The organism is Acinetobacter sp. YT-02 (assembly GCF_002412355.1).
Classification (GTDB): Bacteria; Pseudomonadota; Gammaproteobacteria; order Pseudomonadales; family Moraxellaceae; genus Acinetobacter; species Acinetobacter towneri.
The window spans coordinates 1-15,646 of sequence record NZ_NOZT01000038.1 but is presented as its reverse complement, the minus strand read 5'-3'; the positions used below and the strand labels follow the sequence as shown (position 1 = coordinate 15,646).

Below are 15,646 nucleotides of genomic sequence, written 5' to 3'. Positions count from 1 at the left end.
TTGTTTAATGAATGTATTCGAGGGTAAGTCCTCTCCTGAGCAAGTTTAAAGCACTGCTTTTAAACCCAGCGCAAGAGAGGATTTAGGAGAGGTGAAAAAATATAAATAAGTATTTATAACAAGGATTTAATCATGACCAAACAAGTTCCTATTTCATTTGAATTTTTCCCATCTAAAACCGATGTAGGTGCAGAAAAACTCAAAGTTGTGCATCAAGAATTACAACTTTTAAATCCAGAGTTTTTTTCTATCACTTATGGTGCAGGTGGTTCTACTCGTGAACGTACTTTATCGACCATTAGCGACTTCAATGGCAAAGGCACACCTGTAGCGCCGCACCTGTCTTGTATTGGTGATGACAAAGCGCGTATTGCTGAATTGCTTGATATTTATAAAGCACAAGACATTGACCGCATTGTGGCTTTGCGTGGTGATTTACCTTCAGGTCAAGTTGGTTTAGGCGAATTGCCGTATGCGTCTGACTTGGTGCGTTTTATTCGTGAACATTCAGGTGATCATTTTCACATTGAAGTTGCGGCTTATCCTGAAATGCATCCACAAGCAGACCACTTTGATCAAGACATTAAAAACTTTGTCACCAAAGTAAATGCTGGTGCCAATGCTGCCATCACCCAGTTCTTTTTTAATCCAGATGCGTACTTTTACTTTGTAGAACGTATTCAAAAGCAAGGTGTGAATATTCCTGTTGCGCCTGGCATTATGCCGATTACCAATGCCAGCAATTTAATTCGCTTTGCAGATGGTACAGGTGCAGAAATTCCACGCTGGATTCGTAAGCAATTAGCAACCTATGGTGATGACACAGCTTCAATCAAAGCCTTTGGTCATGAAGTGATTATTAAACTGTGCGAACGCCTGATTGCAGGTGGTGCACCAAGTTTGCATTTTTACACCATGAACAACACCGAACCGACTCGTCAATTAGTGACAGATCTTGGTTTGGCTTAAGCTGTATTTTTCATATTTATTGACTTGAACGAGTAATCCCTATGCCCCGTTTTTATATTGAGGCTGAATTAGCAGTAGATACGCAAGTTGAACTGACTGAAACAGTATTTCATCACTGGGTGAAAGTACTACGCGCACAAGTCGGTGAAACCGCCACCTTGTTCAATGGGCAAGGTGGTGAATATGAAGTGGAACTGGTTGAAGTTACCAAAAAAACAGCGCAAGTGCAGATTAAAAGTTTTAATCCAGACAATCGCATCCCAAGCTTTAGCGCCTTATTAGGACAAGTAATGAGCAAAGGCGATCGTATGGATTATGCGATTCAAAAAGCGGTAGAGCTTGGCGTGACTAACATTCAGTTGCTCACCTCTGAACGCTGTGAAATGCGCTTAAAATATGACCGCGATCAAAAAAAATTAGATCATTGGCAAGGCATTGCCATTGCAGCCTGTGAACAATGTGGCATGAATATCGTACCGAAAATTTTAGCCCCACTACGTTTAGAGGACTGGCTGAATAGTGACCTTCCTACCACCAAATTAGTGTTAGCACCGAATAAAGATCAAGTAGATGTGCTAAACAATGTCAGTAAAGATTTGGCTTTATTAATTGGGCCTGAAGGTGGTTTAAGCGAAACAGAAATTAGCGCTGCCAATGCGGTTGGCTTTCAAAACTGGTGTATTGGTACTCGGGTATTACGCACTGAAACCGCACCTGTGGTTGCTTTAGCTCTCTTAAATTATCGCTTGGCCGAGTAATTTATCCGTTTTTACAGAAATCGATTGCCAATAACATTGCAATTTATAAAGTACAGGATTAATCTCGAACAATATATTAAAAAATTTGCATAAAATTTAAACACAAAACAGTAATATTTTATGCATGAAAGTGATGTTATTTAAAAATATAAATGATGGAATCATTTAACTAGATTTTGGGGAAGTATGTCAGACGCTCAAGATGAATTGTTGCAGCAATACTTAGATGCTGCGCAAATCACCAATACCATTCGGCTTATTCGATTCTTTTTGGTCAGCATCCTGATTGTTTGCCTGTATGTGTTTTTTATTTATCAAATTTCTTTCTCACATTCATCACCCTACCTCAATATCTGGTTTATTCTCACTGAACTGACCATTGGTTCGTGTTTACTGCTCACAGCAATTCACTTTAAAGTGGGACAATATCAACTCCAACAAGCACATCGTTGGTTAAAATTGGTGTGTTTCTTGATCGGAACAGCAATCGCGGTTGGGGTAAGTTTACTGTATTACTTTTTACCTCAGCAAAACCCTGAACTGAGCAACTATGAAGCGATTATTTTAGCGGCCTTATTAATTATTGTGAGTCAAACCTTTGCCCTCACCTTTTTAACGCAGCGCTTGAGTTATTTTTGCTGGGTATTCATTCCAGTGATTACACCCTATATTGTCGCACAGTTTTTAGTTCACTCCGAAACTTCCGCTTTCTTTTTTCTCGCGACAAATTTTGCATTAATTACCTTACTGATTTGTGCCAATACTTCAATGCACATGCATCGTCGTTTATCGAGCGTCTATTTTAAGAACGACCAACTCAAAAAAGCCGCAGAGCAACAAGTCGGCTGGACAGATCAACTCTGCCAACAATTACAAGTTGAAATGAACAAGTCCAAAGATATTGAACTTCAACTGCAATTTAACAATCAAATGCTAGAACAAAAAGTAAGAGAACGTACCTTTGACTTAGAACAAACGCACCAAGATTTAATCAATCAACAACATAGTTTAATTTTGGCACATGAAGCCGCAGGTCTAAAAGCATGGGACTGGAATATACGGCAACGCAGTATTGTCTTTGGTAGTGGCGCACAGCAAACTCCTTTAGAGAATACTAAACAGCATCGGAATAAATTACAGCAACTGATTCACCCTGATGATATTCCGCACTTTCACCAAACCATGAAACAACATTTACGGGGTCTAACTGAACGCTATCAAGCCACATATCGCGTACAACATAGTTCAGGTCAATGGTATTGGGTGCATGATATTGGGCGGGTGATTGAGCGTGATCCTGTCACCAATAAACCTTTACGCATGGTGGGGATTCGCCGTGACATTCACCAAGAACGGATTGGGCAAGAACGCTTAAAACTCACTGCCAGCGTACTTGAACAGGCAGCCGAAGGTATTTTTATTTTAGATGAAAACCTACGCTATATTGAAGCCAATCCATTCTATGCACAAATGAGCGGATTTAAACGCGACCATATTTTAGGCAAATATCTGTTTGATTTGGTCGAGTCCCACAAAGCACATCAACGCATTACGCAAGAAGAAATTCTTCAACAATTGCTCAGCACAGGTAAATATGATGCTGAAATGAATACAAGATTCCGCTCTGGTAAAGAACTCGCAGTTCGTGTGCATATCAATGCCGTCACCGATGAGCAAAACCGCATTATTAATTATATTGGGATTGTGTCTGATTTAACCGAACATAAACTACAAGAACAACGTCTATCCTATTTAGAAAATTACGACCCACTGACCGACTTGCCTAATCGCTTTTACTATAATTATCAACTACATCAATATCTTATTTCGCAGCAAGATTCATTGCAGCAATTGGCGGTCATTCGACTCAATATTGACCGTTTCAGACCTTTAAACGAATATTTAAGCAATAATGGTGGTGATGAATTACTCCGCCAAGTGGCGCAGCGTTTACGTATCACCAATGCCGAAGCGCTGTTTGTTGCACACTTAAATGGCGATGATTTTGCAATTGTGTATGAAATTTCTCACATTCGCCCTTCAATCGAAGAGCACTGTGAACGTATCACCAAAGCCTTTAATTTGCCGTTTAATGTACAGGGACAAGAACATATTATTACCCTATCGATGGGGGTTTCACTCTATCCTGAACATGGACGCCAGTTGGATTATCTAAATAATTGTGCTGAACAAGCCTTATCTGAGGCTAAGCGTTTAGGTGGCAATACCGTTAAATATTACGCTTTAGACAACACCAAACTGCTAGAACAAGATGTGCATTTAGAGCGTGACTTACGCCAAGCCATTAAAAATGATGAATTAATTGTATATTATCAACCTAAAGTTGATTTCCATAACTATCAAGTGGTTGGGTTTGAGGCATTGGTACGTTGGCAGCATCCGAGCAAAGGCATTATTCCACCCAACCTATTTATTCCTATTGCAGAACAAACCAGTCTAATTTCTGAAATTGGTCGTGAAGTGATTCAACAAACTGCACAACAAATTCAGAAATGGCAGCAATTAGGTTTTAATAATATTCGCGTATCGGTCAATGTGGTAGCACAGCAATTGCAACGTGGTCAGTTATTACAAGATTTAGATGATGCTTTGGCCACCTACCAAATTTCAGGTGACAGTCTGGAGTTGGAAATCACGGAATCATCGTTAGTTGAAAATTCAAGCACCGTGAAATCACTGCTCGATGAAATTAAACAACGCCACATTCATATTTCCTTAGACGATTTTGGTACAGGTTATTCATCCCTATCCTATTTAACCGACTTCCCAATTGACAGCCTGAAAATAGACCGCAGCTTTATTTCAAAAATTGGTCATTCCAAACAAGAGGCGATTGTGAGTGCCATGATTGCGATGGGCAAAGCCATGGGCATGACAGTTGTTGCAGAAGGGATCGAAACTGAACAGCAGTTACAGTATTTGCAGAATTTGAAATGTGACATTGCGCAAGGCTATTTATTTTCCAAGCCTTTACCTGAACAGGAAGCAACGCTGTTTCTACAAGCACGTCAGGACTCACGCGCTTATAGCTCCTTAATCTGAAACTAGACCCGAAAGCTCTAAGTTTGCTCTAAAAATAAACAGCAACGACTGTGCTAATAGGGCAAGTAATGGTATATTCGATAGGATTCATAAAAATCCACCAGCACCGCTGGCTAACTTGTCACATACGAGATTCAGATGGACGATCAATCATTAAAACAGCAGGCACTTTACTATCACGAATTTCCAACACCAGGAAAAATCAGCGTTACACCAAGTAAGCAGCTGGTCAACCAACGTGACTTAGCGCTCGCTTACTCACCAGGTGTCGCAGCACCATGTTTAGAGATTGAACGTGATCCTTCAACAGCTGCACTTTATACCGCTCGCGGTAACTTGGTTGCTGTCGTTAGTAACGGTACAGCAGTATTAGGTTTAGGTAATATCGGTCCTTTGGCGTCTAAACCTGTGATGGAAGGTAAAGGCGTACTCTTTAAAAAGTTTGCTGGTGTCGATGTATTTGACATCGAAATTGCTGAAAATGATCCAGACAAAATTGTAGATATTGTTGCAGCATTAGAACCAACTTTTGGTGGTATCAACCTTGAAGACATCAAGGCGCCAGAATGTTTCTACATTGAGCAAAAACTTCGTGAACGCATGAATATTCCTGTGTTCCACGATGACCAACACGGTACGTCAATCATTGTAGGTTCTGCCCTACTCAATGCCTTGTTACTTAACGGCAAGAAGATTGAAGAAATCAAAATCGTTGCTTCAGGTGCAGGTGCAGCCGCACTGTCTTGTTTAGACCTGTTGTGTGCATTGGGCGCGAAAAAAGAAAATATCATTGTTGCAGATTCGCGCGGTCTAATCACCACCAAACGTGAAGGTTTGGATGACTCGAAAAAACGCTATATGCAAGACATTGAAGGAACGCAACTTGCTGATGTAATTAGCGGTGCGGATATGTTCCTTGGTCTTTCTGCAGCGGGTATCTTGACCAAAGCTATGGTCAAAGAAATGGCTGAAAATCCAATTATCTTTGCTTTGGCTAACCCAGATCCAGAAATCTTACCTGAACATGCGCATGAAGTACGTCCAGATGTGATTATGGCGACTGGTCGTTCGGACTACCCGAACCAAGTTAACAACGCACTTTGCTTCCCGTATATTTTCCGTGGTGCATTAGACGTTGGCGCAACTACCATCAACGAAGAAATGAAAATTGCTTGTGTACACGCAATTGCACGCATGGCACACATTGAAGCAGATGCTGCGACTTATGGTGAAAAATCTGCATCATTCGGTCGTGACTATTTAATTCCACGTCCACTTGATCAGCGTTTAATTCTTGAAATTGCACCTGCAGTTGCTCAAGCGGCAATGGATTCAGGTGTAGCAAGTCGTCCAATTCAAGACTTCTCTGCATACCGTCAGCGTTTGTCTGAGTTTGTATATAACTCGGCATTTATGATGAAGCCTATTTTTGCTCAAGCAAAAACTGACCCTAAGCGTATTGCTTATGCAGAAGGTGAAGACTTACGCGTACTTCGTGCAGTACAAATTGCAGTGGATGAAGGCTTGGCTAAACCAATCCTTGTAGGTCGTACCTCAGTGATTGAAGCGAACATTAAAAAGCTAGGTTTACGTCTGGAACATGGCGTGAATATGGAAATTGTAGATCAGGAAAACAACCCGAACTACGAAAAATTTGCAGATGATTACTACACCATCATGCAGCGTAAAGGCGTTACACCTGAATACGCGCAGCGTGAAGCACGTCGTCGCTCTACCCTCATTGCAGCAATGTTAGTGAAACATGGTTTAGCCGATGGTATGTTATGTGGTACTTATTCTAGCTACGATATTCACCTTGATTTCGTGAAAAATGTGATTGGTCTAAAAGAAGGTCGCACTAACTTCTTTACCCTTAACGCATTGATGCTTGAAGATCGCAACTTGTTCATTGCCGACACTTATGTCAACACTAACCCAACTGCTGAACAGTTGGCTGAAATGACACTTTTAGCGGCTGAAGAAGTACGCCGTTTTGGTATGACACCACGCGTTGCTCTACTTTCTCACTCAAGTTTTGGTTCTGACCAACAAGACTCTAGCGCACAAAAAATGCGTAAAGTCTTTGAAATCTTGAGTGAGATTGCACCTGAGCTTGAAGTTGAAGGTGAAATGCACGGTGATGCAGCATTAGACGAAAATATTCGTCAATTTGCTTTCCCGAACTCACGCTTCAAAGGTTCTGCAAACTTGTTGATTATGCCGAACTTAGATGCTGCCAATATTTCATTTAACTTGTTGAAATCGACTTCAGGTAACAATGTTACGATTGGCCCTATCTTGTTAGGTGCAGCAAAACCTGTACATATTTTGACTCCGACTGCAACGACACGTCGTGTTGTGAATATGACTGCACTCACTGTTGCTGAAATTCAACAAACAGCACAAGTTAAAGCATAAACCTATATTTCTGAGTGACTGACTCAGAATTATAGACTTGAGAAAACCTCTATTCTGTAGCATGATTGCTTGAAGAATAGAGGTTTTTTCATGCAAGTTTATTTAGTAGGCGGTGCAGTTCGAGATCACTTACTCGGGCATCCCTATCACGAAAAAGATTATGTTGTCGTTGGCGCAACGCCCGAACAACTTTTGGCTCAAGGCTTTCAACCTGTGGGCAAAGACTTCCCTGTTTTTCTTCATCCTGAAACCAAAGATGAATATGCACTTGCTCGCACTGAGCGCAAATCTGGACACGGTTATCACGGTTTTGAATTTCATACCGACCCAAGCGTGACCTTAGAAGAAGATTTAATCCGTCGTGATTTAACCATTAACGCCATGGCAATGGATAGTGATGGCAATGTCTACGACCCTTACGGTGGACAGCAAGATCTGTGCAATAAAGTGCTGCGCCATGTTTCCAATGCTTTTGTAGAAGACCCGTTACGGGTGCTGCGTATTGCTCGTTTTGCAGCACGTTATCATGCTTTAGGCTTTGTGGTTGCGCCTGAAACCTTGTTATTAATGCAAGAGTTGGCAGAATCTGGTGAGTTACATGCGCTGACACCTGAACGCGTATGGAAAGAAACTTCACGTGCCTTAATGGAAGCACGTGCCGATGTTTATTTTGAAACATTGCGTGCCTGTGGTGCTTTAAAAGTTTTATTTCCTGAATTAGATGCTTTATTCGGTATTCCACAGCGTCCTGAATATCACCCTGAAATTGACAGTGGTGTGCACACCATGATGTCACTACAACAAGCCTGTCGTGCCAATTACTCACTCGATGTACGCTTTGCAGTGTTATTGCATGATTTAGGCAAGGCCTTGACCCCTGCCGATGAATTACCACGGCACATTATGCATGAAGAACGTGGGATTCGACCTGTAACGGAAGTGTGTGAGCGCCTGCGCGTACCGACCAATACCAAACAACTTGCACTTGCTGTATGTAAAGAGCATTTAAAATGCCACCAAGCATTGAGCTTAAAGCCTGGCACGTTATGGCGCTTATTACAGCGTTTGGATGTCTTGCGTCGTCCTGAGCGTGTAGAAGCCTTTGTACAAGCCTGTGAATGTGACTCTCGTGGGCGTTTAGGTTTGGAAGATCGTGACTATCCGCAAGCGAGCTATATTTTGGAAGCGATTCAAGTGGTACGCAGCATTAAGGCGCAAGACTTACCTGCCGATGTCCAAGGCCCCGATATTGGTGAAATGCTGATTGAACGACGCATTAAAGCGATTGAGCAATTAAAGGCACGTCACTTGGCTGCTACTGCTTAGGCTATTTAAGTCTATAGAACGTCATTACATGCGTTCTTTGATCTATCATTCTTAACCTATTTAAGTCAGCCTAAATTTCTGATCGAAAAGCCGTAATCTTCTAAAATATAGAAGCTACGGCTTTTTAGCTCAAATAAATCCTTCTTGAAATAAGAAACTGTCTTTTGCTTTTAGGCAAGCTGCGCAGGAAAGCTAATCACTTGCTCTAAACGCATCTGCTCAGTTGCAATCATCAATAAGCGATCTATGCCCAAGGCGATACCTGAACATTCAGGCATGTTCGGCAACGCAGCCAATAAATATTCATCAATTGGCATCACATGTAAACCAAGTTGTGCGCGTTCTGCATTATCGGCTTCAAAACGAGAACGCAGCACAGTAGCATCAATCAATTCATCATAGGCATTGGCAAGCTCTAAACCTTCGATATATAGCTCAAAACGGGCTGCGACCAATTCCCCATCATCATCTGTTCTGGTTTTAGCCAAAGATGCTAATTCAGGTGGAAAATCGGTTAAAAATACAGGAGCATCAAAGCCCAAACTTGGTTCTACAAAATGTGAAAACAATAGGTCGATGTAGCCTAGACGGTCATCACCCAAATCCAGATGCAAACCCACACGATGACAGCAGTCTTTCAATTGTTGCAGACTTGCCTGTAAAGGATTTAAATCCAAACGATCCATAAATGCGTGTTTATAACTCAACACTGTTGGACGTACTTCGCCAAAGCGTTGTTTTAACGTCAGATTAAGTAAATCTGTCACCTCAAACATAAGCTCTTTCAGGCTAAATTCGGGACGATACCATTCCAACATGGTAAATTCGCTGTTGTGTTTACGTCCATGCTCATCATCACGAAAGACTTTGCAAATTTGATAAATAGCACCACTACCACTGGCCAATAAACGCTTCATGGCAAATTCAGGTGAGGTCTGTAAATAGTGCGTATGCAATTTGCCCTGCACATGGCGCTGTGCTTGTACTGAAGCCAAATGCACATCTGTCACTCCTGCCTGTGACAAAATTGGCGTTTCAACTTCAAGTACTTCACGTTCCGCAAAAAACTGGCGTATTTGTGCATACAATTGTGCACGTGCGCGCATGCTGTTTAAGTCGCAAGTTGGTTGATATTGGAGATTTGAACTCATGCTTGCGGGCCTCCGTGTGCTGCCCATTCACGACGCAGAGGATAGGTTTTTCTTAAATGATCAAAAGCCTGCTGCTCAACTTTGCCCGCTTTGACACAGGCACGTAAATTGGCATCATCCTGTGCAATATCATAAATTTGACTTAAATGTGCATGCAGACTATTTTTCAAATCTTGGGTTTTGAAATATTGCGCGCAGCTTGGCAATTGAGTTTCAAATTGTTTTGTGGCATCTAAACCAAAATTTTCACAAAAAGCCAGATAAATCATTTGTGTGCCGCGTGCCTTGCCTTCTAGGCTATACCCTGCAATATGCGGGGTTGCCAAAGCAAGCAAATCTAATAATTCTGCAGAGATTTCAGGTTCATATTCAAAAACATCTAATACCACTAAACGCTGAGTATGTTGAATATCCTGCATTAAAGCCGCTTCTTCTACCACTGGCCCACGCGCTGAATTAATCAGAATGGCTTGAGGCTTCATACATGCCAAACGCGCTGCATTAATTAAATGATGAGTAGGATGTTCACCAGTTTCTGTTAATGGCACATGAATGGAAATTGCATCTGCCTGTTGTAATAGTGCATCTAAGTCACATTGCTGCACATTGGGCAACTGCACAAATGGATCGTATGCGATGACATCCCAACCTAATAATTGTGCCATTTTGACCAAGCGCGAGCCGACATTGCCCAGTCCAATAATGCCAAGTTTAAAGTTTTGATTGGCATGTAGTAATTCAGGCTCGAGATGAAGCAATGCGGTAATCACATACTCACTCACCGCCTGCGCATTACAACCTGCCGCATTTGACCATGCAATGCCCTGCTGCTCGATGGCTGGGATATCAAGGTGGTCTGTGCCAATGGTCGCGCTGCCAATAAATTGAAGCGCGGTCTGTTGAATCAATGCTGCATTCACTTGGGTGACGGAACGAACTAGCAGCGCATCAGCATCTTGCACATCTTGATGCGTTAGACGGCGTCCAGCCTTGTGCTCTATTTCTGCCAAATCTGCAAAGAAATAATCGGTATATGCCAGATTTTCATCTGCAATGATTTTCATAACGCCATCCCATGTGTGTTTGCTTGTTTATGATAGCTTGAGTTGTCTAGGATGACTATGATTGTTGAGATTAATGCAGAATTGTTGAACAGCAAGCCGACGATTCATTTAGGTGGAAACATGCACGTCTATATAAAAGTTGCATATTCACAGCAAAAAAATCAGCCACCCGAAGGTGGCTGACTGCTATAGATTAAGCGAGTTAAATCTTAACCAATAAATTTACGCGCATTGCGGAACATACGTAACCATGCACCATCTTCAGTCCATTCTTCAGGTTTCCAAGAATGTTGAAGCGCACGGAAATTACGTTCAGGGTGCGGCATCATAATTGTTGCACGACCATCTTTTGAAGTTACGCCTGAAATACCTTCTGGCGAACCATTCGGGTTCATTGGATAATGTTGAGTCGCATTTCCGTGGCTATCGACATAACGTAAAATCACTTGGTTGCCTGCGTTCAAGGCTGCCAAATTAGCTTCTGGTGCAACGACGCGACCTTCACCATGTGCCACTGTGATTGGTAAAATCGAGCCTTCCATATCTTGCAATAATACAGAGTTTGATTTTTCCACACGGACGTTAACGCTACGCGCTTCAAACACTTCTGAAGTATTGCGATGGAAACGTGGCCACGCTTCTGCACCTGGAATGAGTGGTGCTAATTGTGACAACATTTGACAACCGTTACAGATACCCAGTGAGAACGTTTCTTGACGGTTAAAGAATTTCTCAAACTGGTCGCGTAATTTCGGGTTGAACAAGACCGACTTCGCCCAGCCACCGCCAGCACCTAATACGTCACCGTAAGAGAAACCACCACACGCCACTAAGCCTTCAAAGTCGTCTAAATCGACACGCCCTGCAAGCAAGTCACTCATGTGTACGTCAACGGTGTTAAAGCCGACTTTGTCAAATGCTGCCGCCATTTCTACATGACCGTTTACGCCTTGTTCACGTAAAATCACCATGTTAGGACGACGTGTGTTGATGTATGGCGCTTCAACTGGCTCATTTAAGTCAAATGTCGGTTGAGCAATTAAGCCTTTGTGGTTTTTGTCTGTGATCAAAGCAAATTCTTGATCAGCAGTTTCTGAGTTGTCACGTAAACGCTGGATTTGGTGTGATACTTCACTCCAAGCCGCTTGCAAATCGGCACGTTCAAGCACCAAGCCATTTACAGCAAGTTGGTCTGTGCTATTAACTGTACCGACTACCGAAATCGCATCTTTCAAAGTAGATGCAGCAACTTCAGCAGCTAAGTTAGCCCAGTCTGCTTTAGAGATTTGTAGTACTGCACCAATTTCTTCAGCAAACAATGCCGCAACAGATTGATCTTCTAACGCCACACCTAAACGTGAAGCGAACATCATTTCTGTTACAGTTGCCAATAAACCACCATCACCAATGTCGTGATAAGCTTGAATCAAGCCACGGTTATTCCAGTCTTGTACCAAAGCAAAGAATGCTTTGAATTCGTCAAAGTTATCGACATCTGGTGTTACTGAACCAATAGCTTTATACACTTGCGCTAAAATTGAACCGCCTAAACGGAACTGACCTTTAGACAAGTCAATACGTACCAATACTGAATCGGTATTTTTCAATTCAGGGGTTAGTGTTTTACGTACATCGGTCACTGGTGCAAATGCAGTAATTACACCTGACATTGGTGAAGTTACAGATTTATCAACACCTTCGTCATTCCAAGTGGTACGCATAGACAATGAGTCTTTACCTACTGGAATTGCAATTCCTAGCGCAGGACACATTTCCATACCAATGGCTTTTACACCTTCAAACAAAGCTTGGTCTTCGCCTTTTTGACCTGCTGCTGCCATCCAGTTTGCAGATAATTTAATGTCGCTGATCTGGTCAATTTTGGCTGACATGATATTGGAAATAGATTCTGCCACTGCCAAACGCGCAGATGCTGCAGGGTTTAATAAAGCTACAGGTGGACGTTCACCCATCGCCATTGCTTCACCTGTAAAGCCTTGCAAGCTGGTAGTGGTTACTGCTGCATCTGCAACAGGCACCTGCCATGGGCCAACCAACTGATCACGTGCAACCATACCTGTAATTGAACGGTCACCAATCGTGATTAGGAATGATTTAGAAGCAACAGTTGGATTCTTGATGACACGGTAAATCGCATCTTTCAGATCAGTAACTTGAGCTGCATCAAAATCATCACCTTGACGCTCAATGCTTTCATAAGAACGGCTCATGCGTGGCGTACCACCTAACAAGACCTGCATTGGCATATCTACAGCTTTGTTATTGAACAGTGGATCTTCAACCGTTAAATGACGCGCTTCTGTCGCTTCACCCAATACTGCAAACGGACAACGCTCACGCGCACAGATTGATTCAAATAATTCTAAAGAACTTGGACGGATGGCCAATACATAACGCTCTTGCGCTTCGTTTGACCAAATTTCCATTGGTGACATGCCTGGTTCTAAAGATGGAATCTTACGCAAATCAAGTACAGCACCTAGTTCGTGATCATTCACCAACTCAGGCATTGCGTTCGAAATACCACCTGCACCCACGTCATGCACTGATACGATTGGGTTAGCATCTTCCAAACGCCAGCATGTATCAATCACTTCTTGGCAACGGCGTTCCATTTCTGGGTTTTCACGTTGTACTGAAGCGAAGTCAAGATTTTCACCCATGGTTCCGCTATCTACAGAAGATGCAGCGCCACCGCCTAAACCGATCAACATCGCAGGGCCGCCTAAAACGATTAATAAATCGCCTGGCTGAATTGGGTCTTTTTCGACATGGTCTGGACGAATGTTGCCGTAACCACCTGCAATCATGATTGGTTTATGGAAGCCTTTTACTTCACCATTCACGTTTTGCTCGAAAGTACGGAAGTAACCATTTAACGCAGGACGACCAAATTCGTTGTTAAACGCTGCACCGCCCAATGGGCCTTCAATCATAATTTGTAATGGCGATGCCATACGTGAAGGCTTGCCATAGTTTTCTTCCCAAGGCTGTTCAAAACCAGGAATATTTAAATTCGATACTGTAAAGCCTGTTAAACCTGCTTTTGGTTTACCACCACGACCTGTCGCGCCTTCATCACGGATTTCACCACCCGAACCTGTCGCAGCACCTGCAAATGGTGCAATTGCAGTTGGGTGGTTGTGTGTTTCCACTTTCATAAGAATGTGGGCAGCTTGGCTCTTATATTTATAAACGTAGTGACCTGTTGCAGCATCTTTTTTCGGATAGAAACGCTGCGTATCAAAACCAACAATCACCGAAGCGTTGTCTTTGTAAGCCGACAATACGTCTGTTGGTGATTCTTTATAAGTATTTTTGATCATTTGGAACAATGATAATGGCTGTACTTCGCCATCAATTGTCCATTCAGAACCAAAGATTTTGTGACGGCAGTGCTCAGAGTTGGCTTGTGCAAACATCATCAATTCGATGTCATGCGGATTACGGCCTAACTTGATAAATGCTTCAGTTAAATAGTCAATTTCTTCATCAGATAAGGCAAAACCAAACTCACTGTTGGCTTTTACCAATGCCGCTTTGCCTTCACCCAAAATATCAATGCTATTTAAAGGCTTTGGTTCAGTTTCAACAAATAACGCTGCTGCATCATCAATGTGGTTAAACACACTTTCGGTCATGCGGTCATGCAATACTTGTTTTACTTCGTTTGAAACGTCTGCAATACCTTTTAAGGTAAACAAAACACCGCGTTCTAGGCGGTGTACAGGCGTATTACAGTTGGCAAAAATATCGGTTGCTTTTGATGACCAAGGAGAAATTGTGCCCACACGTGGTGTCACTAAAATTTGAACTTCATCACTTGCAGCTTGGCGTAATTCAAAAGATGCACCATCGTTTAAAAGCTGTAAAGCAGATTGCTGTTGTTGCTCGTCGAGCGCTTGGTCAAATAAATAAACCCATTGGCTATCGAAAGATTGAACAGAACTCATTGACGCTAAACGGTTTAAGAGTTGAGTTTTCTTAAAAGATGAATGTGCAGGTGCACCGGCAACGATAAACATGCTGATTTTGGCTCCACGGGCTGATCTTTTGGACCATGCCACAATGTGACTTGAAGAGAGCGCATATTCTACTGTGAAATGCCATAATCAGCTAGATGGAAAATGGTTTTCTTGGCGCGTTTCGGCAGTAAAACTTTCGAATGTTGCTTTAAAGACTCTATTTCAGATCAATGTATTCTAGATTCGCGCTTTAAATTGCACAAAGCACTCTCACTGTGCAAATTACTGAATGATTGATGCTGTTTTTATTTTCTATGCCATATCTATTTAAACGCAGATGCTCTCAAAATCAGGACATGACGCTCAACTTCCGCCTTGCTCAATATCAACTAATCAAAGCACCTCAAATTCAATACGTCGATTTTTCTTACGTCCTTCTAGCGTTGTATTGTCTGCGACAGGCTGATTAGAACCTTGACCTTCGGTGCTTAAATGCGTTGCCGTAATACCTTTATCGACCAAGTAATTTTTTACCACTTCTGCACGTGATTGGCTTAACACTATATTTTTATGCGCGTCGCCCGAACTGTCTGTATGTCCAACAATTTTCACTTTTTTGGTGCCAACTTGCTTCAATGCCACAACCATTTCATCCAGAATTTTTTGACCTGCATCAGTTAAAATCGCACTACCCGATTCAAACTCAATAATCCTGTTTTTGAGCGTAGCATCCAGCATCTTTTGTTCATACTGATTCCCTGAAAGCTGCGTGTTTAAACGATAAGGCTGCTGTACCAAAGCCTGAAAGTTTGCTGTCGTAGCTTGAATTTGATGAGAAGCATTGCTTCGCAAGGGTCAGGATGATCTGCATTAAAATTGCGTTTTACTAAGTCATCTGCTCGTTTTTGATC

General features: G+C 42.2%; 9 protein-coding genes and 1 pseudogene. 6 read left to right on the top strand and 4 right to left on the bottom strand.

The annotated features are described in order from the left end of the window. Positions 1-132 precede the first annotated feature (132 nt). From metF to CF596_RS10200, 5 genes are all read left to right on the top strand, one after another. Positions 133-969 (top strand): methylenetetrahydrofolate reductase [NAD(P)H], encoded by an 837-nt coding sequence (gene metF / locus CF596_RS10220; protein WP_096902384.1) that lies wholly within the window; start codon positions 133-135, stop codon positions 967-969. Between the two features lie 41 nt (positions 970-1,010). Then, on the top strand, positions 1,011-1,727 hold the full coding sequence (locus CF596_RS10215) for a 16S rRNA (uracil(1498)-N(3))-methyltransferase (protein WP_004972758.1): 717 nt from the start codon (positions 1,011-1,013) through the stop codon (positions 1,725-1,727). A gap of 186 nt (positions 1,728-1,913) precedes the next feature. Continuing rightward, positions 1,914-4,790, top strand: coding sequence for an EAL domain-containing protein (locus CF596_RS10210; RefSeq protein ID WP_096902383.1), 2,877 nt, complete (start codon positions 1,914-1,916; stop codon positions 4,788-4,790). A 138-nt stretch (positions 4,791-4,928) separates the two neighbouring features. After that, positions 4,929-7,208 carry an NADP-dependent malic enzyme gene (locus tag CF596_RS10205; protein WP_096902382.1) on the top strand — a complete coding sequence of 760 codons (2,280 nt, stop codon included), beginning with the start codon at positions 4,929-4,931 and terminating at the stop codon, positions 7,206-7,208. Between the two features lie 90 nt (positions 7,209-7,298). Then, positions 7,299-8,534 carry a multifunctional CCA addition/repair protein gene (locus tag CF596_RS10200; RefSeq protein WP_004972751.1) on the top strand — a complete coding sequence of 412 codons (1,236 nt, stop codon included), beginning with the start codon at positions 7,299-7,301 and terminating at the stop codon, positions 8,532-8,534. 170 nt (positions 8,535-8,704) lie between these two features. Here the strand turns inward: CF596_RS10200 and epmA are convergent, their stop codons facing one another. Both epmA and CF596_RS10190 read right to left on the bottom strand, forming a co-directional pair. Beyond that, positions 8,705-9,685 (bottom strand): EF-P lysine aminoacylase EpmA, encoded by a 981-nt coding sequence (gene epmA / locus CF596_RS10195; protein WP_096902381.1) that lies wholly within the window; start codon positions 9,683-9,685, stop codon positions 8,705-8,707. Then, positions 9,682-10,749, bottom strand: a complete 1,068-nt coding sequence (locus CF596_RS10190) for a 4-phosphoerythronate dehydrogenase (RefSeq protein ID WP_096902380.1) — start codon at positions 10,747-10,749, stop codon at positions 9,682-9,684. The genes epmA and CF596_RS10190 overlap by 4 nt, the downstream gene beginning before the upstream one ends. A 51-nt stretch (positions 10,750-10,800) precedes the next feature. Between CF596_RS10190 and CF596_RS15015 the strand changes: the two genes are divergently transcribed. Next, positions 10,801-10,932 (top strand): hypothetical protein, encoded by a 132-nt coding sequence (locus tag CF596_RS15015; RefSeq protein WP_256732322.1) that lies wholly within the window; start codon positions 10,801-10,803, stop codon positions 10,930-10,932. Between the two features lie 26 nt (positions 10,933-10,958). On the opposite strand, the gene purL is transcribed toward CF596_RS15015, so the two are convergent. Both purL and CF596_RS10180 read right to left on the bottom strand, forming a co-directional pair. Further along, positions 10,959-14,795, bottom strand: coding sequence for a phosphoribosylformylglycinamidine synthase (purL, locus tag CF596_RS10185; RefSeq protein WP_096902379.1), 3,837 nt, complete (start codon positions 14,793-14,795; stop codon positions 10,959-10,961). A 333-nt stretch (positions 14,796-15,128) separates the two neighbouring features. Further along, positions 15,129-15,569, bottom strand: a pseudogene (locus tag CF596_RS10180) (OmpA family protein); the annotation flags it as partial. Positions 15,570-15,646: the final 77 nt, after the last annotated feature.

What these genes read in the sequence shown, in the direction of transcription:
- metF (WP_096902384.1), top strand. Translation starts at nt 133, where the DNA reads ATGACCAAACAAGTTCCTATTTCATTTGAATTTTTCCCATCTAAAACC.
- CF596_RS10215 (WP_004972758.1), top strand. Translation starts at nt 1,011, where the DNA reads ATGCCCCGTTTTTATATTGAGGCTGAATTAGCAGTAGATACGCAAGTT.
- CF596_RS10210 (WP_096902383.1), top strand. Translation starts at nt 1,914, where the DNA reads ATGTCAGACGCTCAAGATGAATTGTTGCAGCAATACTTAGATGCTGCG.
- CF596_RS10205 (WP_096902382.1), top strand. Translation starts at nt 4,929, where the DNA reads ATGGACGATCAATCATTAAAACAGCAGGCACTTTACTATCACGAATTT.
- CF596_RS10200 (WP_004972751.1), top strand. Translation starts at nt 7,299, where the DNA reads ATGCAAGTTTATTTAGTAGGCGGTGCAGTTCGAGATCACTTACTCGGG.
- epmA (WP_096902381.1), bottom strand. Translation starts at nt 9,685, where the DNA reads ATGAGTTCAAATCTCCAATATCAACCAACTTGCGACTTAAACAGCATG.
- CF596_RS10190 (WP_096902380.1), bottom strand. Translation starts at nt 10,749, where the DNA reads ATGAAAATCATTGCAGATGAAAATCTGGCATATACCGATTATTTCTTT.
- CF596_RS15015 (WP_256732322.1), top strand. Translation starts at nt 10,801, where the DNA reads ATGACTATGATTGTTGAGATTAATGCAGAATTGTTGAACAGCAAGCCG.
- purL (WP_096902379.1), bottom strand. Translation starts at nt 14,795, where the DNA reads ATGTTTATCGTTGCCGGTGCACCTGCACATTCATCTTTTAAGAAAACT.